The sequence below is a fragment of the Paenibacillus luteus genome (assembly GCF_006542765.1).
Lineage (GTDB): Bacteria > Bacillota > Bacilli > Paenibacillales > Paenibacillaceae > Pristimantibacillus > Pristimantibacillus luteus.
The window spans coordinates 57,399-74,851 of record NZ_SKCD01000015.1 but is presented as its reverse complement, the minus strand read 5'-3'; the positions used below and the strand labels follow the sequence as shown (position 1 = coordinate 74,851).

The 17,453-nt window shown below is 50.1% G+C and carries 13 protein-coding genes; 11 read left to right on the top strand and 2 right to left on the bottom strand.

Annotated features, from left to right (window positions below; genetic code table 11):
* Positions 1 to 133 precede the first annotated feature (133 nt).
* From E0496_RS13390 to E0496_RS13380, 3 genes are all read left to right on the top strand, one after another.
* Positions 134 to 841: a response regulator transcription factor gene (locus E0496_RS13390; protein WP_141502196.1), complete on the top strand. Its 708-nt coding sequence runs from the start codon at positions 134 to 136 to the stop codon at positions 839 to 841.
* Positions 819 to 2,291 (top strand): sensor histidine kinase, encoded by a 1,473-nt coding sequence (locus E0496_RS13385; protein WP_141502195.1) that lies wholly within the window; start codon positions 819 to 821, stop codon positions 2,289 to 2,291. Before E0496_RS13390 ends, E0496_RS13385 begins: the two co-directional genes overlap by 23 nt.
* A 96-nt stretch (positions 2,292 to 2,387) precedes the next feature.
* Positions 2,388 to 3,503 (top strand): hypothetical protein, encoded by a 1,116-nt coding sequence (locus E0496_RS13380; protein WP_141502194.1) that lies wholly within the window; start codon positions 2,388 to 2,390, stop codon positions 3,501 to 3,503.
* A gap of 191 nt (positions 3,504 to 3,694) precedes the next feature.
* Here E0496_RS13380 and E0496_RS13375 read toward each other — a convergent pair whose 3' ends face one another.
* A complete protein-coding gene (locus tag E0496_RS13375; RefSeq protein WP_141502193.1) occupies positions 3,695 to 4,579 on the bottom strand; it encodes a helix-turn-helix domain-containing protein in 885 nt (294 codons plus the stop codon).
* Between the two features lie 163 nt (positions 4,580 to 4,742).
* Here E0496_RS13375 and E0496_RS13370 point away from each other — a divergent pair, with 163 nt between their 5' ends.
* From E0496_RS13370 to E0496_RS13350, 5 genes are all read left to right on the top strand, one after another.
* Positions 4,743 to 6,155: an MATE family efflux transporter gene (locus E0496_RS13370; protein WP_141502192.1), complete on the top strand. Its 1,413-nt coding sequence runs from the start codon at positions 4,743 to 4,745 to the stop codon at positions 6,153 to 6,155.
* A 121-nt stretch (positions 6,156 to 6,276) separates the two neighbouring features.
* Entirely contained in the window at positions 6,277 to 6,774 is a 498-nt protein-coding gene (gene infC / locus E0496_RS13365; RefSeq protein WP_141502191.1) for a translation initiation factor IF-3, read from the top strand.
* 226 nt (positions 6,775 to 7,000) lie between these two features.
* A complete protein-coding gene (locus E0496_RS13360; protein WP_141502190.1) occupies positions 7,001 to 9,355 on the top strand; it encodes an FdhF/YdeP family oxidoreductase in 2,355 nt (784 codons plus the stop codon).
* A gap of 63 nt (positions 9,356 to 9,418) precedes the next feature.
* A complete protein-coding gene (fdhD, locus tag E0496_RS13355; protein WP_141502189.1) occupies positions 9,419 to 10,219 on the top strand; it encodes a formate dehydrogenase accessory sulfurtransferase FdhD in 801 nt (266 codons plus the stop codon).
* Positions 10,220 to 10,292: 73 nt separating this feature from the next.
* Positions 10,293 to 12,011 carry an ABC transporter ATP-binding protein gene (locus tag E0496_RS13350; RefSeq protein WP_141502188.1) on the top strand — a complete coding sequence of 573 codons (1,719 nt, stop codon included), beginning with the start codon at positions 10,293 to 10,295 and terminating at the stop codon, positions 12,009 to 12,011.
* Between the two features lie 209 nt (positions 12,012 to 12,220).
* Here the strand turns inward: E0496_RS13350 and E0496_RS13345 are convergent, their stop codons facing one another.
* Positions 12,221 to 12,910, bottom strand: a complete 690-nt coding sequence (locus E0496_RS13345; protein ID WP_141502187.1) for a hypothetical protein — start codon at positions 12,908 to 12,910, stop codon at positions 12,221 to 12,223.
* Positions 12,911 to 13,033: 123 nt separating this feature from the next.
* On the opposite strand from E0496_RS13345, the gene E0496_RS13340 reads away from it, so the two are divergent.
* The 3 genes from E0496_RS13340 (at position 13,034) to ltrA (ending at position 17,450) form a co-directional block, all read left to right on the top strand.
* Positions 13,034 to 13,813 carry a gluconate 2-dehydrogenase subunit 3 family protein gene (locus tag E0496_RS13340; RefSeq protein ID WP_141502186.1) on the top strand — a complete coding sequence of 260 codons (780 nt, stop codon included), beginning with the start codon at positions 13,034 to 13,036 and terminating at the stop codon, positions 13,811 to 13,813.
* A gap of 17 nt (positions 13,814 to 13,830) precedes the next feature.
* Positions 13,831 to 15,546 (top strand): GMC family oxidoreductase, encoded by a 1,716-nt coding sequence (locus tag E0496_RS13335; RefSeq protein WP_141502185.1) that lies wholly within the window; start codon positions 13,831 to 13,833, stop codon positions 15,544 to 15,546.
* Between the two features lie 641 nt (positions 15,547 to 16,187).
* Positions 16,188 to 17,450 (top strand): group II intron reverse transcriptase/maturase, encoded by a 1,263-nt coding sequence (gene ltrA / locus E0496_RS13330; protein ID WP_141502184.1) that lies wholly within the window; start codon positions 16,188 to 16,190, stop codon positions 17,448 to 17,450.
* The last annotated feature ends 3 nt before the right edge of the window (positions 17,451 to 17,453 follow it).

Below are 17,453 nucleotides of genomic sequence, written 5' to 3'. Positions count from 1 at the left end.
TAAAATAGCCCCCTTATTGTATATTGCTCAAATATGGTAATTCTCCTTATGATTGGAATTATCCTTCCAGCTGCCCATCTCCATCCAAGAATGGTAGACTAAATAGAAGCAGTAAGAATAGGTTGGTGAATCGATGAACGGAAAAATTATGGTCATTGAAGATGAACGGAAAATTGCGGATGCTATCGCATATGCCTTAAGAAGAGAAGGATATACCGTCGAGGTTGTTGATCATGGAGCTTTGGCTATCGAAAGGTTTTATGCGTTTCGTCCGGATGCGATTATTTTGGATGTAATGCTTCCCGGCATGGATGGTTATGACATTCTAAAGAAGCTTCAGGATAAAGGTCGCATCGGAGTAATTATGCTGACTGCCAAAGAGGATATTGTTAATAAAATTTTAGGACTTGAGCTGGGAGCCGACGATTATATCACAAAGCCCTTTGATATGCGGGAGCTGCTTGCGCGTTTAAAGTCATTGCTAAGAAGAATGCAGGCTGCGGGAGAAAAGCCAGAGCTTGATGAGATTAGGTTAGGTGCAATCGTGCTGCATATAAGTAAACGTACGGCTTGGGCAGGCGATGAGAAGCTGGACTTGACGCCTAAAGAATACGATCTGTTGGCTCTGTTAGTATCCAGCCCCGATAGGGTATATACCAGGGAGCAGCTACTCGATTTGGTCTGGGGAATGGAATATATAGGCGGTACGCGTACCGTGGATATTCATGTTCAGCGGCTGAGAAAAAAGCTGGGGCCAGACATCAGTGAAATGATACAAACCGTTCACGGTATTGGATATAAAGTCTTGGGAGGTTACGGTGAGAATCAGCATAAAAATTAAATTCAGTATTTTTTTGGCTGCGCTATTGCTTCTTACTGTATTCGTCCTAAGCTTGCTGGTGCTCGAGGGAATTAAGCAAAATCAACAAGCAGAGGTTGAGCAATACTTAGCCCAGCAAGCGACAACTGCAAACGTCTATTTTATTCAGACCCTTATGGCTGAGTCTAATAAGGTGCCTCAAACGTTCCTGGCTTCGAAAGGCAAGGAGTTTGCCGGGCAGTTGGAATTAATCAGCGGACAATCGGTCGTGCTGTATGATCAGCAAGGAACCGTCATGAATAAGGATAGATCGCCTGCGATCTCCGACAGCATGAAAAAAACGTTAGCCTTTGCGCTAAATAATAAAACGGCCTATTTGACGGCTAAAGATTCGTTATTTTACATGACTCCATTAAGAACAGGCAATGAGCAAGTGGGCGTTGTTCAGTTCAATTACTCGCTGTCGAAAAACCTTGCCTTTTACAATCAGATCAAGCAGATGTTTATTTATATAGGCACGGGTGTATTTTTACTCAGCTTTATTCTGGCTTATTTTTATTTTAATGCGTTTGCCAGCGGCATCATCAGGCTTAACCAATCGGTGGGCAGGATTCGGGAGGGGCATTTTAAGACAGAAACGCTCTCGCGTAAGGATGAAATCGGTGAACTAAGCAAAGGCATTCGCGAGATGAGCGAGCAAATGATGAGAACGATGCGGGATAAGGATCAAGAACGGGAAAAGCTAACACTGGCGGTTCATAAGCTATCCCTGCTAGATCAGCAGCAAAAGCAGTTTATTGGCAACGTCACCCACGAATTTAAAACGCCGTTAACATCAATTAAAGCCTATATCGACTTGCTTGACATGTATCCGGATGATGAGAAGCTGCTGGAAACAGCCAAAATCAATATTCAAAGTGAAACCCAGCGGCTTTATGAAATGGTTGAAAAGGTGTTGCAACTCGCTTCCTTGGAAAAATATGATTTTGAATTTAATAAGGAAAAGATCGATGTGCAGCCGGCTATCCAATCGGTGCTGAACAGCCTGAAAGGCAAAATGGACAAGTTCGGGATACAACTGGAAACCGATTTAACCGAGGCTTATGTGGAAGCCGACAAAGATATTTTGACCATTGTGCTTGTGAATCTCATGGATAATGCCATTAAGTATAACAAAGCGCAGGGCCATATTTTTGTGAAAAATGATGTGAAGAATGGCCTGGTTACCATTGAAATTGCCGATACGGGCATTGGCATTCCTGAAGAAGTCGTTCACAAGATTTTTGATCCGTTCTACACGGTTGATAGAAACAGATCCCGAGAAAACGGCGGCGCAGGCCTTGGGCTTTCTCTAGCTAAGCAGTATGCGGAAACGCAAGGGGGTTCTATCGCTCTTGTAAGCACAGATGCGGCAGGAACTGTATTCCGAATCTCTTTTCCAACATATAATCCAGTGGAGACGAGTGCATGATGAACAATTTCGATGCTTTTGTTTACATCTTGGAAACATCCGTTTGTATTTCTGGAACAATTTCTTGATATTGTAGGTATCGAGGAGGCGATCAAGATGAAGAAAACAAAAATGGTGATTAAGGGGTCTATTGCAGCGTTGCTTGTATTTGTCACAGCCTGTAGCTCGGGAGAGAATGTTGACAAGGTGACCATCAAAGAGCCCGGTGAAACGATAACGGTCATTGATAATGCAGGCAAGGAAGTCGGCGACCCTAATGTATCCGTGGAAAAAGTAGAACCGTATGAAAAGGTAGAAATGACGGATTGGCTGGATGAGGAAACCGTTATTGTGTCCAAAGAAAATACGTCATTAGACAAAATGAAGCTGGCAGAATTGTCGGATTCATATCCTAGAAGCCTGTATTTGTACAACATCAATACCAAACAATACAAGCTGCTAAAAGAACAGGATAATGTGTTTTTGGGAGGTGCAGCCTTATCTTCGGATAAAAAGCATTTGCTGTATCATGAATTCGATTTAGGCGACCCTGTTTATTATGTATTGAACCTGGAAACGCTCCAATCCTTCGGTATCATCGGCAATAATATTGGCGGAGCCGCCAGTGCCAAATGGACGGATGAAGAAACGGTTATCGGCGCAGCTTACAGCGGTGGCGCCTATACGGCAAGTACGGGTGGGAGCATTGCTCCAATAGCCGATTTGAGTGAGGAAGCTTTGTTTATTGTTGAAAAAATGAAGGATACGGTTTATTACAATACCAATTCCGATGAATCCTTAATGGCGCTGAACTTAGCTACCAAGGAAAAGACTAAATTTAAGTTCGATCATGTATACAAGGTAGTACCCTCGCCGGATGGGAATCAAATGCTGGTCATGCAAACCAACGGCTCCAAAAGCGTGATGATTCTTTGTGACGCGGATGGGGGGAATTCGAAAACGATTGCAGAGGGTACGGAGCTTGGCGGTGTTTCATGGTCGCCGGATCAGCGTATGATTGCATACAGCGAGAAGGACGATGCAAACGGAATAACCGTTAAAGGGATTTATGTCTACGATATGTTAACAGGCAAATCAACTCAATTAGCGGTAGATGTCGAAAATGCAGTCACCTCTTGGAGCCCTTCCGGCAAAGCGCTGGCGTATACGGAATGGAATGGCAGCCAATATAATAGCAAGATTGTTCACTTAAAATATTCGCTACAAAAATAAAAAGGCGAGCTATTCGGAGTTCCCCGCCCGAGTACACTGTCATCGCTGGGAGGTGTGCTTCCGTTAAGCATCCAAATGTGCCAAGCTCGGCGGTCGCCAAAGCGCTCGCAACCAAATCAGCCTCACCGTTCACTCGGTGGGGCTGTTTTGGCTGCGATTTCTCGTTAAACCCATTTATTATATAAACAACCTCATCCATGCGAGAAGCGCTGACGGTATTTGCGCGGTGAGATGCTCTCGTATTTTGCGAAGCAGGAGGTGAAGTAAGCAGCGTGGTTAAAGCCGACCTCTTCCCCAATTCGGGCGATAGGAAGATCCGTCTGAAGCAGCAGCAGCTTGGCGCGCTCGATTCGGAACCGCATCAAATAGTCAAATGGGGCGCAGCCGAACTCTTTTTGCATGCACCTGGCGATATACACGGGATGGAAGTTAATGCTCTCGCCCAGCTCCTGCGCGGTTATATTTTCACGGTAATGCTCCCGCAAATAGGAGGCTGCCTGTTCCGCGCAAAGGGCGGAGGGTGACGGCCCCTGCATCTCCATCGAGGCGGACAGCTGCTCAATTACCTCCTGAAACACGAGCTGCTGCTTCCATTTCACGCTCGGGATATGATCATTCATATTGAGCTGGACGAGCTGCCGCAGCAAGCTGTCCAGCTTGGAGGGCTGCAGCAGCTTGGCGAACTGTGGCAGTTGTTTCGTAAAGGTTTGTGTTGTGTAAAAACTAGCGGAAAGCGCTTTCTCTTTGGACGGCTCTGCTTGCTCTGGTACAGCAGCTTGGTCAGATACGCTCCAGGCACCTGTGGTCTGAAAGTGAACCCAATAATAAGTGGTCTGCTCTTGGCAGGCAAGAGTGGCGTAGTGATGGGCATCCGGCCGTAAAATAAGCGAATGCCCCGCTCGCACTTCGTAATGCTGCTCTTCCTCACCCATGTACAGGCAGCCACGCGTGACCACAAGCAGGTCAAACACTTCAATATTGCGTCTGCTTGGATGTTTCCGCCCCGAGGGAGCAACCGTATAACCTCCGATTATATAGTGGGGGAGCGGAGGAATCGTCAAATGTATGATCGTCATGTTCTCGTTTGCTCCTTGCTCTATTGAAGTTTGTATCGTTATAGTTTCGGTTGTAAAAGTGATACATCAAGCTCAGTATAGCATCTATAATTTGAAATGACGATGGATGATCAAACAACGGATGTAGGCGGCGTTAACGCGGTCTGCGCAGGGGGACACGGGGATGGCTTTAGCTAACAAAAAATTATCGCTCTGGATGTTGGCATGGCCGATATTTATTGAGCTTTTCTTACAGTTTTTGCTGGGGGCGGCGGATACCTTAATGGTGAGCCGGATTTCGGATGACGCGGTTGCGGTGGTCGGATTCTCCAACCAGCTGTTTCAAGCTTTAACGACGCTATTTATTACCGTTGCGAGCGGGGCGGGTATTCTCATCGCCCAAAAAATCGGCTCGCGCAACGGCGAGGATGCCCGCACGATCGCCATTATGGCGGTGAATGTAAGTGCAGTGATCGGCCTTGCGCTTAGCGTGCTGCTGATTCTAATGCCCGAGCAGATCGCGGCGCTGCTGCAACTGCCTGAGGATTTGCTGCCGCTGGCCAAAACCTACATCTCTATTGTAGGCGGCGGCATGGTGCTGATTGCCTTGATGTCGGCGCTTAGCACTTCTATTCGGAACACAGGCAATACCAAGGGGCCGATGTATACCGCGATCGGTATGAATGTCGTACACGTAGTGCTCAACTATGCGTTTATTTTCGGGGCATTCGGCTTTCCAAAATGGGGTTTGATGGGCGTAGCGATCTCAACTGTCGTGTGCCGCTTGTTAGCAACGATCGTGCTATTCATTATGTTTCTCAGCTCCTTCGAGCGGACCATCGGCTTGCGCGATCTCAATGTGTTCAATCGCAAGCTGTTCGGTGAAGTAATTCGCATCGGCTGGCCGCTTGGCGTGAATATGTCCTGCTGGGTATTTACGCAGCTGCTTATTTTCAGCTTTCTGGCGATGCTCGGCTCGAATGAACTGGCCGCGCGAACCTATATGAATACGCTCGAGTCGTTCTGCTTCCTGCTCGGTTATTCGATTGCGTTAGCGGTACAGATACAGATCGCGCATCTATTCGGTGCAGGCCGCGTCAAGGAGGCTTACGGGCTTGCTTACCGTGCGATGTGGATTGGTTTGGGCGTGGTAACGGTGAATGCTTTTATCATCTTCCTATTCGGCAAGCAATTGCTAGGTATGTTCACGGAGAACAAAGGAATCGTGGCGCTGGGCGTATCGCTGCTTGGCATGAACCTGATTCTGCAGCCGGGCAAAATGATCAATATGGCGCTAGGGAACGCGCTGAATGCGGTGGGAGATACCCGTTTTACAATGTGGACCTCCGTATTCTCGATGTGGCTGGTCGCAACAGCCCTTGCGTATTGGGTTGGGATTGAGCTCGGCTGGGGGTTGATCGGCATTTATGCCTGCATGATCCTGGATGAGTATATACGCGGCACGCTGTCGCTTATCCGGTGGAAAGGGCAGAAGTTTCTGCGCAAAGCGGAACGAATCGAGGACGAAGCCAAAGCCAAGGCATCCTCCGAGAATAACGGTGGAGCACTTCATAAGAAAACTGCAATGGAAGTGTAAGAAATGTTTAGAATTCGAGCTTGATGCTAGAGAAAAGCGTATAATAGAAATAGGAAAAGACAGCGGCTTAGTTAGTAGAGGCTGCTGTTTTCCGTATTTGGGGTAAGGGAGCGATACAGGAATGGCAGCATTAGTTATTATGAACGAAAAGATACGCGCCTCCGAGGTGCATTTGACCGGATTGCGAGGCGAGGATCTTGGCATTGTCTCGCGCGATGAGGCGCTGACCAAGGCACGGGAGCTGAAGGTGGATTTGGTCTGCACTTCGCTGATGAGCAGCCCTCCGCCTTGCAAGCTTGTAGCCAAAGGGCAGGCCAAGCAGCAGGCAGGCCAAGAGAAGAAGGGCGGAAAGACGCAGGAGCAGCCAAGCAAGGTGAAGGAGCTGCGTCTGACTCCACATATTGAGGAGCATGACTACGATACGAAGCTGCGACAAGCTGTGAAGCTTCTTAGCTCCGGCAACGCCGTGCAGCTTGTCGTCCGTTTGAAGGGCAAGGAAGGCCCTAAGGCGAAGGAGCTTCTGGAGCGCATGCTGAAGGATTTGGCGGAAAGCGGCAAGAAGCAGTCGGGCATCCAAGTCAGCGGCAAGCAAGCAGCTGTGCAGGTATTGCCTTTATAGGAAGAGAATAATAAAGGGGAATGGTCGGCCAGCATTCCCCTTCATCTTGTTTCCTTACTTCTACCGCGAGCAATGCTACACTTGAAGGAAGAGGGAAACGATATCGAAGGAGCTTTTTCGGCAGCAAAAATTAAATGTTTATGTATGCGCTTTCTTAAATGCGAATGGGATGTAATAGAGTGTAAAGCAAACGTTCCATAATGATCATTCACGAGGTGAATCATTAATGAAGAAAACTATTCATACCGGTCCAATCAAGCTGCCGAAGCGTCCAGACCCGAAGCTTTGGGTCAGTAAAGCGCCGTTTGGGCTCGGACGCATTAAGCCGCATCATATCCGCGATACGATTAAGGTGATGTGGGATAACCGGGACAGCCTGCCTTACGCGTACCGAATTCTCACTCAGGGAGTGTGCGATGGCTGCGCGCTTGGCGTATCCGGCTTGTACGATCAGACGCTTGATGGCCCGCATATTTGTACAACGAGGCTCAATGTGCTGCGTCTGAACACGATGCCTGCCATCAAGGCTTCCATTCTTCACTCCGATATCGAAGAGCTCCGGAAGCTAAATAGCACGCAACTGCGCAAGCTGGGCCGACTTCCGTATCCGATGATCCGTAGCAAAGGAGAGCGCAGCTTTCGCCGAATTTCTTGGGATGAGGCGCTGGACCGCATTGCGGCAAAAGCAAGGGACATCGATCCGAAGCAGCTGGCCTTTTACTTAACCGCCCGCGGGATTACGAATGAATCGTATTACGTAGCTGCGAAAGCGGCGAGGCTGATCGGCACGAACAATATCGACAACGCTTCGCGCATCTGCCATTCACCGTCCAAAACGGCGATGAAACGCTCCATTGGCGTAGGAGCCTCTACTTGCAATTACAAGGACTGGATCGGCACGGATGTACTGGTGTTTTGGGGAAGCGTCGCCGCTAATAATCAGCCCGTGTCGACCAAATACATGTATGCTGCCAAGCGGAAAGGGACGAAAATTATCGTCATTAATCCTTATCGCGAGCCGGCGATGGAGGGCTATTGGATACCGTCTATTCCGGAATCTGCGTTGTTTGGCACGAAGCTGGCTGACGATTTCTATCAGGTGAACATCGGCGGGGATATTGCGTTCATGCATGGTGTCATGAAGAGTTGGTTTGAAATGGAGGAGAGGGAGCCAGGCTCGGCGATCGATTATGCTTTTATACATGAGCATACGAATGGACTCGAGGAGCTGAGGGCTCATATCCTCCGCCAAGAATGGGCGCAGCTGGAGAAGTCCTCTGGCCTCTCCGCCCAGCGGATGCGGGAATTCGCTGTCTTGCTTTCCGCGGCCAAATCCGGCGTATTCGTCTGGAGCATGGGGCTTACGCAGCATCGCTTCGGGACGGACAATATCTCACAGGTCGCGAATCTCGTGCTGCTGCGGGGTTTTCTCGGGCGCGAGCACTGCGGCTTAATGCCAATCCGCGGCCATAGCGGCGTGCAGGGCTCTGGTGAAATGGGCGCTGATCCGTTCAGTCTGCCAGGTGGAGAATTTAAAGGAGACGATATTACCAGAATTGAGGACATATGGGGCTTTAAGCTGCCGGATTGGCAGGGGGATATCGTTGGCGTATCACTTGAGAATGCGCTGCTCCCGGATCAGCATGAACGCAAGCTGAAGCTGTTTTATACGTCGGGCGGGAATTTCATCGAAACGATGCCGGACCCGGAATTCGTGAAGCGCTGCTTGGAGGCAGTCGATATAAGAGTTCATCAGGATATCGTGCTGAACAGCTCTACACTCCTTGATGCGAGGGAGGAGGTCATCGTGCTGCCTGCGATGACGCGTTATGAGCAGCCGGGCGGCGGAACTTCTACCTCGACGGAGCGAATGGTTTATTATTCGCCGTCGATTGAAGGCCCAAGAATCGAAGAAGCTCGCGCGGAATGGCAGATTTATGCGGACCTCGCAGCCCGCATTCGGCCGGAGCTTAAAGCAGCGATTACCTTCGAGGATGCTGCGGCGGTTCGCCGGGAAATTGCGGCGGCCAATCAGCATTATGAGGGGGTCGAGCTGCTCAAGAACCAAGGTGACGTGTTCCAATGGGGGGGAGCCTGGCTATGCGAAGGCGGCATGTGTCCGACCCCTGATGGACGGGGCCAGCTGCTGCCGGTTGAGCTTCCTGAGCTGCGAATACCGGAAGGGCATTTCTACGCGACGACACGGCGTGGCAAGCAGTTCAACTCGATGATTTACGGAGAGAAGGATGCTTTTAATGCTGCGGGCCGCTATGACGTCCTGATGAATGAAGCGGATTTATCCGATCTTGCGCTCACTGAAGGGGACGCCATTGTCGTCTATAACCGAAGCGGGAGCTTCCATGGGCGAGCCAAACGGGAAGACATCGCTCAAGGGAATATCGAGCTTTACTGGCCGGAAGGCAACAGCCTGTTTCCGAAAGGAGTCTATGAGCCGCTCGCGGGCATCCCTGAGTACAATACGTCGGTTATCGTGGAGCGGGCTGACACTTATCATGCGTTTAAGGATACTAAGTATATGGAGAAACGGATCATTGAGCTGGAGATTGAGCCGCCGGCTTGAGTATGAAGGCTGGATGGCTGGACACGAACTAGCTTGGTTTGCAGCACATTGCGGGAGAGGGGCATGCGAGTGGAGCTTTCCAACACGACAACATGGCGCATTCTCAAATATGATGGCAGCATGGCATTGGAGAAGGAAGACGAGATTGCGGCAGAGTTCCCACTTACTTTGAAGCTTGATGGCGAAGAGTTTGCTACGTTAGTCTGCTCGCCATCGGATCTTCAGGAGCTGGTCATCGGATTTCTTGCATCCGAAGGTGTGATTCGTGCGGCAGGCCAGGTGAGAACGCTGACGATCGAAGAGGATACAGGCATCGCCTATGTCGAGCTTGAGCATAAGCATACGGTGAGCCAGGCTCATTATGCGAAACGCTTCATCGGTTCTTGCTGCGGCAAGAGCCGGCAGTTTTATTTTCACAATGATATGCTCACGGCCAAGACCATCATGACGCGTACGCGAATAACGGCTGACCAGTGCATTCGGTTCATGCGCGAGCTCCAGGAGAGCTCATCCGAGTTCCGCAGTACAGGCGGCGTTCATAATGCGGCTATCGGAACGCCTGCGGAGCTGATTGCGGTTAGAACGGACATTGGACGCCACAACGCGCTGGATAAGCTGTTCGGCTACTGTCTGCTGCACCGGCTGCGTACCTCGGACAAGGTGATTGCGTTCAGCGGCAGGCTGTCTTCGGAGGCGGTGCTGAAGGCGGCGAAGATCGGCTGTGGGATTATGCTCAGCAAGTCGGCACCTACGGATCTGGCCCTTCGCTTGGCCGAGGATTTGGGCATCACCTGCGTCGGCTTCATACGGGGCGGAGAAATGAATGTCTACACTCATCCTGAGCGAATTGATTTTGGCAATTGATTGACAGCCTGATAGTGTTTGTATATCATTTTCATGAAAATGATGATCACTACAGGAGAAGAAGGAGTCTACGATGCTTTTACGATTTTTTGCCTATTACAAGCCATACAAAAAGCTATTCCTGCTCGATTTCTGCTGTGCGGTGCTGCTGGCTGTTCTGGAGCTGTGCTTCCCGCTGGCGGTCAGCTATGTCATCGATACACTGCTGCCGGATGAAAATTGGGGATTGATTTTATCGGCGTGCGCGATTTTGCTCGTTATCTATGTGATCAATACAATTTTATCCTATGTCGTTACCTACTGGGGCCACATGCTTGGGATTAATATTGAGACGGACATGCGCAAAAAGCTGTTCGATCACGTACAGAAGCTCTCTTTCCGCTTCTTCGACAATACGAAGACGGGGCATCTGATCTCGCGTCTGACGAATGATTTGTTCGAGATCGGGGAGGTTGCCCACCATGGGCCGGAGGATATGTTCATTGCTGCGATGACGTTGGTCGGGGCGTTCGGCATTATGGCGTTTATTAATTTGGAGCTGGCGATTTTAACATTTGTGATCGTTCCGATCATTATCTGGCTGGTCCTTATGTTCAACGGTAAAATGACGAAGGCGGCCAATCGGCTGTTCTCGGACATGGCTGATTTCAACGCACGCGTGGAGGATACGGTCGGCGGTATCCGCGTCGTGCAGGCATTCTCGAACGAAAGCCATGAGAAGAAGCTGTTCAAGGTTAACAATTTGCGTTTCCGGGAAGCGAAGCTCATCTCTTACAAAATCATCGGCCTGAACTCTTCCATAACGTACATGCTGATGAGACTCGTTTCCGTGTTTGTGCTCATTGCCGGCACTTGGTTTGTCATTAAAGGAGACTTGAAGTACGGGGAATTTATCAGCTTTGTGCTGCTGACGAACATTTTCTTCAAGCCGATTGAAAAAATCAACGCGGTCATCGAAAGCTATCCGAAGGGCATCGCTGGCTTTAAGCGATATGTAGAGCTGCTGGAGACGGCACCGGACGTAGCGGACAAACCGAATGCGATTGCGGTTAACCGATTGAGCGGAAACATTGAATACCGGAATGTGACTTTCGGTTATGAAGGCGAAGCGAAGGTGCTGCAAAATATCGATCTATCCATCCGTGCAGGCGAGACGATTGCTTTCGTAGGCCCATCCGGTGCGGGAAAAACAACGCTGTGCAGCTTGCTGCCGCGTTTCTATGAGATCAACGGAGGCAGCATCTCGGTGGATGGCTACGATACGCGCAATTTGAAGCTGGAATCGCTCCGGAAGCAGATCGGTATCGTACAGCAGGATGTGTTCTTATTCGCGGGAACCATTCGTGAAAATATTAGCTACGGAAAGCTTGGCGCGTCGGATGAGGATATTTGGCAGGCTGCGCGCAGGGCGAAGCTGGAGGAGTTCATCCATGCTCAGCCTAACGGGCTCGATACGGTTGTCGGCGAACGCGGCGTGAAGCTGTCCGGCGGACAGAAGCAGCGCCTTGCCATCGCGCGGATGTTCCTCAAAAATCCGCCGATTCTTATTCTCGACGAAGCGACCTCGGCGCTCGATACGGAAACGGAAGCAGCGATTCAGCAGTCGCTCGCCGAGCTCTCGGTCGGCAGGACGACACTAGTCATCGCCCACCGCCTAGCAACGATTAAGAACGCGGATCGGATTGTAGTCGTTACGGAGCAAGGCATTACCGAGCAAGGCCGCCACGAGGAGCTCGTCACGGCGGGCGGCATCTACAGCCGATTGCACCATGCTCAGTTTGGGAACAAATAGTTTGTACTTAGTTAGGCTTTTGTCAGTTTCGCAATAGGTCTGTAAGTAATGCTTCTCTATAAAATGATAAAAAGGATGCCGAGATTTGTTCGGCATCCTTTTATTTGTGTGCTCACATTGTGTTATCTACATCGTACTATCCACATCATCTGTTTACTTCGTAGTGCCCACATCGTATTGCTTACACCGTATTTTCCACAACGTATCGCCTACTTCGCGTTGCCGCTTCCCACCTGTACCAGCCTTAGAAGTTCGCGAATATCACTCGCTATTTTATCCGGTGAAAGGTTCTTCGCCAGTGCGTCCGTACGAATTTTCTCGATGGCTTTCACGGCACTTTCACCAGTGACAGTCAGCACCTTCACATCGCCGCCAATGAGCTTCTTGATTTGGCTTGCGGCCATTGACAGGTTGTCGTGGCTGCTGGTGTCTTTGCCGCTAACGCCGCCGAGCCCGTCCTCAGGCGAATAACCTTTGGCGGACATGCCTTCGGTTTGGTTCAGCAGCTTCTTCTGGACGCTGTCATATGCGGAGCCAGAAGAAGTAAGCTTTTGCGTAGCGAGGATCACCGTATCGTCGAAGACGAATACACGCACGTCGGAAATGCCAAGACCGCTGAGCCGGGATTCCAAATGGGCGGAGAAGCCGTTCGAATGCAGCCCGGAGCTGCCGATTGTGCTGTAGACGGAGGTGCCCATTCCGCTTGTCGTCTGGCCATTCTTATTCGTCGTGTGATGCTTGATTCCGTTCTCGCTTGGAATGACAGAGGGATCATGAAGCATATGGGCTTCTTCCTTCGTTAACGCTTTGGATTGCGAGGTGTTCGGCGTTGCGCTCGCGCAGCCGGACAAGGCGAGAACCACCGCGGACACGGTCAAAATTTTGCTGAAAGCACTCATTGAAGATCATCCTCCATAGGGTAACATTTTGCTTTTAGCATGACCATTTCCAGCTTATGAATATTCATGACTTCTTGGAAAATAATAAAGGGGAAAGAATGAGATTTCCAGGAGGTGCAAGTATTGGATCCTAGTGATAAACAGCAAGAACCAAGCAAAGGCACGGTTGACGGAAACTCGCGACGTAAGTTTCTGGTCAATTCAGGTTACGCGCTTGGCGGTCTCGTCGTGGGCGGGGCGCTTGGCTCTCTGATCAAGAAAAAACCGGCTGCAGAGACCGCGCCTCCGAAGACGAATGAAGGCGCGGCTGCGGAGCCCAAAAACTACAACCGAGCGCTGATGTTTTTTACGCAAGAGCAGTTCCGGATCGTCGAGAGTGCCACGGAGCGGATTTTTCCTGAGGATGAAGCCGGACCGGGCGCCAAAGCGCTTGGGGTCGCTTTCTTCATCGATCACCAGCTAGCTGGGGATTGGGGCTTTAATGGCCGGGATTATATGTCGCCTCCGTTCTTTACGGGTGAGATGACCCAGGGCTATCAAGGACGGCTAAAGCGTCGGGAGCTTTTCGAGATTGGGCTGCGCGAGCTGGAAAATTACAGTATGACGAAGTTTCAGGACAGCTTCGTGACGCTTACGGGCGAGCAGCAGGATGAGCTGCTGAAGGGCTTTGAATCAGATGAAGTGAAGCTGACGACGATTTCCGCAAGCAGCTTCTTCAGAATGCTGCGCAGCAGCACGCTTGAGGGAGCATACAGCGATCCGTTATACGGAGGCAATATGGATATGAACGGTTGGAAGATGCGCGGCTATCCGGGCAATCAGATGAGCTATTTAAGCATTATCGAAAAGGATTACACGAAGCTTGATCCAAGCAGCCTGCAAGACCATCTGGTGTCACATTAGCGAATAGGGAGGATATTATGGCCAAAACATTACCGAAAACCGATGTTGTCATCGTAGGGGTTGGTTGGGCTGGCGGCATTATTGCTGCCGAGCTGACCAAAGCAGGCTTGAACGTCGTAGGGCTGGAGCGGGGCAAGGAACGGAAGACCGAGGATTATTTTATGGTGCATGATGAGCTCCGTTATGCGCTGCGCTACGAAATGATGCAGGACCTGTCGAAAGAAACGATTACGTTCCGCAGCAATGAGAAAGTACGGGCGCTGCCGATGAGGCAGTATGGCTCCTTTCTGATCGGAGATGGCCTCGGAGGATCGGGTGTCCATTGGAACGGGCAGACGTATCGGTTTTTGCCGTATGATTTTGAGATCCGCAGCAAAACGATCGAAAAATACGGAAAAAATAAAATTCCAGCGGATATGACCATTCAAGACTGGGGCATCACTTACGATGAGATAGAGCCTTATTACGACAAATTCGAGAAAACGGCAGGCATTTCAGGCGAGCCTAATCCGCTGGGCGGCAAACGCAGCAGTGAATATCCAACCCCGCCAATGAAGAAATCGCCAGCGATGAAGATGTTTGTCGATGCGGCTACTCGTCTGAAACTGAATCCGTATATGATGCCTTCGGCCAATCTATCCGAAAACTACACCAATCCCGATGGCATTGCTCGTGCCGCCTGCCAGTATTGCGGTTATTGCGAGCGGTTTGGCTGTGAATATGGGGCAAAAGCTGATCCGGTGGTAACGGTTATTCCGGTTGCCAACAAAACAGGCAAGTTCGAGATCCGCACCCATTCGAACGTTCGCCGGGTGTTACATAAGGGAGGCAAGGCGACCGGTGTTATGTACACGGACGTGACGACGGGCGAAGAAATCGTGCAGCCCGCTGACATTGTCGTTTTGACCAGCTATGTATTCAACAATGCCAGATTGCTGCTGCTGTCGCAGCTCGGCAAGGCTTACGATCCGGTAACAGGTACGGGTGTTATTGGCCGGAATTACGCTTATCAAGTTGCGAAGGGAAGCGCGATTGGCTTCTTTGAAAACCAACAATTCAATAACTTTGCGGGTGCAGGCTCGCTAGGTGTCTCGCTGGATGATTACAACGGAGATAACTTTGACCACTCTGATCTGAATTTTATCCACGGCGGCGTTATTGCGATCGGTCAGTCCGGGTCTCGCCCGATCCAGAACAATCCGGTTCCGTCTGGAACGGCTTCATGGGGTACTGAATTTAAGTCAAAGTCGGTGCATTATGCGAATCGGACGCTTGGCGTAGGCGCACAGGGATCATCGATGTCGTTCAAGCACCACTTTATCGATCTGGATACGAGCTATAAGGACGTATACGGTGATCCGCTCCTACGAATTACCTTTGACTTTGAGGATCAGGACCGCGAGCTTGCAAAGTTTATGGCGGAGCGCTGCTCTCAGATCGTCAAGGAGATGGGGGCGGATAAGGTCGATTATTTAAAAGAGCTTGGACCCTACGATATTATGACCTATCAGTCGACGCATAACACAGGCGGAGTCATTATGGGGGCACAGCCGGGGACCTCAGCAGTCAACACGTACAGCCAAATGTGGGACGCGGATAACGTGTTCGTTGTGGGGGCGAGCTCCTTCCCGCAAAATGCCGGGTACAACCCGACGAATACAGTGGGGGCGCTAGCTTATCGCGCAGCGGAAGGTATATTGAAGTACAGAGAAAAGGGCGGCCTGCTGGTCTGACGGCGGCCAAGAGCCCGGCAACAACAAAAAGGGCCGCTCCCGAAGTATTACGGGAACGGCCCTTTATCAGTGCGCCCAGCATGGGCGCTATCTCTAGGGTTCGAGTCCCGAATGGTGAAGGCAGTAGTAGCCATAGCTTAAGGCAAGGGTGTCCATCGTGAGGTGGAATCTGAAGGAAGCCGGCGGCAAATCTCCGGTCTGAGGAACACGAACTTCATATAAGGCTAGCGTACGTTGGATGAGATTGCTGAACAAATCAAAGTCCGTACTGCCGAAGGCGTACGAAAGTAAATGAAGCAGATAGATGGAGAGGAAGATAGCGTTCTTACCTGGGGAGATCTGTACGAAAGGCGAAGTGAACTTCGCAACCTTGTTCGAGAGTGCAAGTTGAACGTATAGAAGTCAGCAGAAGCCATAGTACGCTGGCTGTTGCAACAGCTAGCGGAAGGGCTGAACATGGAATAGGAACGGATCAACTTGGCGTTCGAGGATGGGCGTTGAAAGCAGACAATCCCAGTTTTTTTTTTTTGAAGGGACCTGTCTGAGGAAAGTAGCGGTGAATACGCGAGGGTACTCAGAAGGGCAGAGCTCATCAGCGGCACAAAGAGAAGAAACGTTCACGCAAGGGAGTGTATCGAAGGATGATTGAGGATGTACTGTCACGAGATAATATGCTGTCGGCGCTAGCAAGGGTCGAAACGAATAAGGGAAGTCATGGCGTAGATGGCATGTCGGTAAAAGACTTACGCAGACACATCGTACAAAATTGGCAAGCGATTCGCGAAAGCATAGAGAGCGGAACCTATGAGCCTAGTCCAGTCCGCCGGGTCGAAATCCCGAAACCGAATGGTGGAACTCGGCTGCTAGGGATACCTACCGTGACAGACCGCCTCATCCAGCAGGCGATCACGCAAGTATTAACCCCTGTATTTGACCCGCTGTTTTCCGAGCAAAGTTATGGATTCCGTCCGAAAAGGCGAGGACATGATGCAGTAAGAAAAGCGCGTAGCTATATGCAAGAAGGACACCGTATTGTAATCGACATGGATTTGGAGAAATTCTTCGACCGTATCCATCATGACCGATTAATGGCTAAGCTTGCAGAACAAGTAACAGATAAAACGGTGCTGAAACTTATTCGCAAATACTTGCAGGCGGGAGTCATGGAAGGCGGTCTTATCCAAGTATCAACGGAAGGAGCGCCGCAAGGAGGTCCACTGAGTCCATTATTATCGAACATCGTCCTTGACGAGTTAGATAAGGAACTGGAGAAGAGAAACCTTCGCTTTGTGAGATATGCCGATGACTGTAACATCTACGTGAAAACGTGGAAAGCAGGACATCGCGTGATGAAATCCGTTACCTCATTCATCGAGGAGCGGCTGAAATTGAAGGTCAACCGAGAGAAAAGTGCGGTAAACCGCCCCTGGAAACGTAAGTTTCTAGGGTTTACGTTCAGCTGGGATAAGAAGAACCCGCGAATAAGGATCGCAAAACCATCACTTGAGCGAGTGAAGGCAAAGATTAAAGCGATCACCTCTCGGAGTAAATCGATCCCAATCGAGATGAGAGTAAAGGAACTAAATCAATATCTTACAGGTTGGTGCGGTTATTATGCTCTGACGGATACAAAAAGCGTATTTCAAGAATTGGAGGAGTGGACACGGAGAAGGCTCCGAATGTGTGTTTGGAAACAATGGAAGCTACCAAAGACAAAGGTTAGGAAACTGATGTCGCTGGGTGTTCCGAAGCAGAAGGCGTACGAATGGGGCAATTCGAGGAAGAAATACTGGCGGATTGCAAATAGCCCGATTCTTCACCGATCACTAGATAACCAATATTGGTCATCTCTTGGTCTGAGAAGCTTGTCGGACAGATACAAACAACTGCGGAATAGGACATGAACC